This window comes from Martelella alba (assembly GCF_005217455.1).
In the GTDB taxonomy this organism is placed as follows: Bacteria; Pseudomonadota; Gammaproteobacteria; order Enterobacterales; family Enterobacteriaceae; genus Acerihabitans.
The window spans coordinates 1-3,806 of record NZ_SZPQ01000094.1 but is presented as its reverse complement, the minus strand read 5'-3'; the positions used below and the strand labels follow the sequence as shown (position 1 = coordinate 3,806).

The following is a 3,806-nucleotide window of genomic DNA, read 5'->3' as shown; positions in this document are numbered from 1 at the left end:
GAGTTCGATAACCAGTGCGGAAAGCTAATCTGTCATTTCCCGTTTGAATGGGAAAAAAGTACGATCGACACCCGCTTTTCATGGCTGAAAAAGGGTAGTGATGAGCATGATCCGATGACGGATGAAGATTACGCAAAATTTAAAGCCCATGCAGAAGCATTGTGCTTTGATTCAGCATTCAGTAGCGGAGGTCTTTGGCACTTCAACCCTGCTAAAGTTATAAATCATTTGAGAACGTGCGGCTGGCTTAGCCATGAAGAAATTTCCTCCATGATTCCAAGGAAATATTATGAAGGCTACCCCAGTAAGCCAGTTAATGTGACAGTTCCATGGGCTACTTCGTTTGGTCGGTGGGAAAAGTATGTGAAAGACTTTAACAATACGTGTAATAAGTACAATATATTATCCCCGCTCCGACGTTCTGCATTTTTAGGACAGATTTATATTGAGACTGGGATGCTCAGGACAATGACTGAAGGCGGAAAGGGGCAAAAAAATAGTAAAGGTAAGTTTGTATCCCCTGCGGCTGAGTATTATCAGCCATTTTATGGTAGGGGTTTCATTCAGTTAACTTGGCCGCAAAATTTCGATGACTATAGAAAATTTAGAACGAAAGGAAAGTTACCTGATGAAACCTTTGAGTATACTTACGATGATAGTCGAATAACAAATGTAAGTAAACACTATTGGGCAGATCCCAGAAAGACAGTTGTAGATAAGCATACCCATGAAAAACACACTGTTATTGATGATGAACTATTAAAAAAATGGCACCCACGTTACGATCCTAAAATTGTTGCTGAGGATTCGTTCTGTGCAACTGATAGCGCTGGTTTTTATTGGGTTTCAAAACTTCACAGTCACGAAATTAATATTAATCGAGTTCCGGACAATGGTATTACGTCAGAATCAATTGGTAGATGTTCTGTTCTGGTTAATGGTGGTGGGTATGGATATTTTGAAAGACAAGCCTACACACGATATACATTCTATTATTTAAATGATTTTGAAATTACAAATTCTAAAGAAGTAATCGAAGTTCAAAAAGGGCGAAGCACGGTAAAAATCACTGTTGATTACACCAAACAGTGCAAGTGAGGGATTGGTTAACTATGAATAATACAATTTTACTGTTGGGTTTTGTTAGTGCCATTAGTTTATTTTCATTGGGTGCGTTTGCGAATGATGCAGATGTATCATCCGCAGTCAAAAGCTATACCTACAAGGATGGAGAACCTTACGGCCTATCACAAGTATATCAAATTGATGCACCAGATACCGGTTTCCTTCCTTATTATGTTTTCCAGAAGTTAGGCAAAGAGAACGCATATCCATTTGTTTTTAATCGCGAAGGACTACCTGGTAAAGATGAGCCATACAGTCGATGTAACCTAGTACTTAAAGTTAATGATCAATATCTTATACCTAATAGGAATTATAATTCTGGATATGCCGAAGATTCTGAACCATGCCTCGGCATCGATAGAATACAAATCATTGAAGGTAGTAAGGATATTAAATGGTATGTAACCGAGGTTTTATATCAGTCGGAAGGTAATACACCAGATAAAACTCAAGAAATATATTTTTATTCTGGCAGTCTTTTTTGCTTTTCAAAAGATATTAGCTCAAAGCTAGCCGCGGGCAAAATCACAATAAAAGATCTCGAAAATTTATCTGTGGATGAGAAATACTCAGAAGAATGTGCTAAATAAACTTCAGTGAGGTTGCTAATTGCCATCAATATTACTTTGATAAATTGAATAGACCTCAAATTTCCAGATTTCGTTAACATCTTCCATATTACTGTGGCGACACTGCCGCAGAAGGAAATAATTAGAGTGTCATCATATATTGATGGACTAACAAATGAATCTGATTATTACAACAATTGCCGGTTTTTTTTATTTCATTTAATGTATATCCATCAGGTGTTACATTAAATGGTAATGTCTCAATAACCGTAGACATTAACAATCATACAAAGACTCTAACGTTTAATACTGTTATCAATGGCTATAGTGTTAAATGTAGTGGTGATAAAATAATTCTCTGGGTTAAGCCGAAAGTAATTAATGAGGGCAATCCCCAAGATACAAATGTGATTCTTGTAGATTTGGATCACGGATATAAAAAGATTGAAAAAGGTGTGAGTGAAGGTGTTTTTGGCGTGGGTTTTATAAAAGGAAAGGATCTCGCTTATATCGTAACCAATCAGGGGTTGTTTTTTAATCTTGCAAATAGAAATTTGAAACCAGTAGGGCCAGGATTTGATCCTACAGATCATAATAACTTTGAAACTTGCAAGAAAAATAGCTCGTGGGAGTTTAATAGATATCCTTAAACAACGGCCTGTGTAAGCCCTGCTGGAAAATCACGCAAAACTCCCAATGGTACTACCATGAAATATATTTTTTTCTTTCTGTACATTTTTACAAAGATTGCAATTGGTTGTGATAATTGCATTTTAGATGTTAATAATGGGAAAAATACTTCTGCAAAGGTTTTGCTGAAAGATAATGATTTGTTGGAAGTATCAGTTTTAGAAGCCGGTAAGCAGGTTAATCTAGAAATAATTGATGTATCATCGGAGAAAAAATCACATTACATTTGAAGATTACAATCGTGATGGTTATAAGGATTTTAGCATTTGGCCTCTGGATGAGGGAATGGGCACTTATAAAATCCATAGGTTATTTGTCTTTTCCCCTGCTGGCAAAAAGTTCAAAGAGATAAAGCCTACATGCGGCGATGATTTTGTTAACATAAGGATTGAAGGTCATGATTTGATTAATATGATTTATGACGACAACACTCCAAAGTCATGCTCCATCCCCCTCAAAAGTCTTAAATAACCGCTTTCGATATGTAAGTGTGAGATATAGAGTTAAAGAAATATTTAATTGAAAAAGCATATCAATGGTCGAAGCCTGGAGAAAAATAAAATTTATAGTCATTAGGACATCCCTGAAGGGATGTACGCACAGGACGTAATGTTATGAAAAAAGTTTACATGTCATTCATTATCGGTTTCAGTTCTTTCTCTATGGCTTCTGTTCTTGCTGCTAACGCAGGATTTGTATCTGCAACTAGAACCCTGTCATCTGATTCAATTGCCAACATTTCTTCGTCATCCAGTTTTGATGCATGCAATATGCATTTTAGTGATTTCAAATACCCGGCATTGTCTGATGATGAGTACTTCGAAAAAGAATCACTAATATCGGAGTGGACTTGTCTGTATTCTGGTGAAGCATTTGAATTGGGATATGATGTACAGCAAGTGAACAGTAAGGGGGGCGGTGTTAGTGGCGCTGATAATAAGATTGTTTATGATTACAAAGATAAGGTATGGAAATCCATTCCGGATGCTACATATGTGAAAAATGGGAAGGCAAATCATCTATCTCTATTGCAGGTTAAAAGCAAAGATGCATCTGGTTTTATGGCTGTTAATACCATGGCGAAGCTCAAAGATGGAACACTAGGCCAGAGTGTTTATTTTTGTTTGATACATAAAAATAATGCCCTATGTGATTCTGGTGTTAATTCTTCGGATGATAAAGGTGAAGATCTATCTAAAGAAACATTGAAATTGCTTGAGAGCATTTCATTTGATGGTGACTAGCCTTAATTGAAATTTGGAAATTTTAAAGCATGAGAGTGTGAATGTCGTATTCCCTGAAAGATCTTCCGAAATGTTATCCTCGGCAAGTACCACCTAAAATATCCCGTTGGCTTGCCGTATTGGTGGCGATGCTGGTCATCAGCGTGATCCTTATGCGGATATTCGGACGATACATCGA

6 protein-coding genes are annotated in these 3,806 nt (G+C 36.8%); all 6 read left to right on the top strand.

What is annotated here, in order from left to right; all coding sequences use genetic code 11:
- A partial coding sequence (locus tag FCN80_RS25490; RefSeq protein ID WP_230492964.1) for a hypothetical protein occupies positions 1 to 1,098 on the top strand: 1,098 nt, incomplete at its 5' end.
- Positions 1,099 to 1,112: 14 nt separating this feature from the next.
- Entirely contained in the window at positions 1,113 to 1,715 is a 603-nt protein-coding gene (locus tag FCN80_RS25485; protein ID WP_136993115.1) for a hypothetical protein, read from the top strand.
- A gap of 386 nt (positions 1,716 to 2,101) precedes the next feature.
- The gene (locus FCN80_RS27125; protein ID WP_230492963.1) at positions 2,102 to 2,344 is read left to right on the top strand and encodes a hypothetical protein; all 243 of its coding nucleotides are present in this window, start codon (positions 2,102 to 2,104) and stop codon (positions 2,342 to 2,344) included.
- A 57-nt stretch (positions 2,345 to 2,401) separates the two neighbouring features.
- Positions 2,402 to 2,614, top strand: a complete 213-nt coding sequence (locus FCN80_RS26560) for a hypothetical protein (protein ID WP_170975528.1) — start codon at positions 2,402 to 2,404, stop codon at positions 2,612 to 2,614.
- Entirely contained in the window at positions 2,580 to 2,855 is a 276-nt protein-coding gene (locus FCN80_RS27655; protein ID WP_136993113.1) for an XAC2610-related protein, read from the top strand. Before FCN80_RS26560 ends, FCN80_RS27655 begins: the two co-directional genes overlap by 35 nt.
- Before the next feature lie 143 nt (positions 2,856 to 2,998).
- Entirely contained in the window at positions 2,999 to 3,628 is a 630-nt protein-coding gene (locus FCN80_RS25470) for a hypothetical protein (protein WP_230492962.1), read from the top strand.
- Positions 3,629 to 3,806 lie beyond the last annotated feature (178 nt).

Coding starts and splice junctions, on each gene's coding strand:
- FCN80_RS25485 (WP_136993115.1), top strand. CDS start 1,113: ATGAATAATACAATTTTACTGTTGGGTTTTGTTAGTGCCATTAGTTTA.
- FCN80_RS26560 (WP_170975528.1), top strand. CDS start 2,402: ATGAAATATATTTTTTTCTTTCTGTACATTTTTACAAAGATTGCAATT.
- FCN80_RS27655 (WP_136993113.1), top strand. CDS start 2,580: ATGTATCATCGGAGAAAAAATCACATTACATTTGAAGATTACAATCGT.
- FCN80_RS25470 (WP_230492962.1), top strand. CDS start 2,999: ATGAAAAAAGTTTACATGTCATTCATTATCGGTTTCAGTTCTTTCTCT.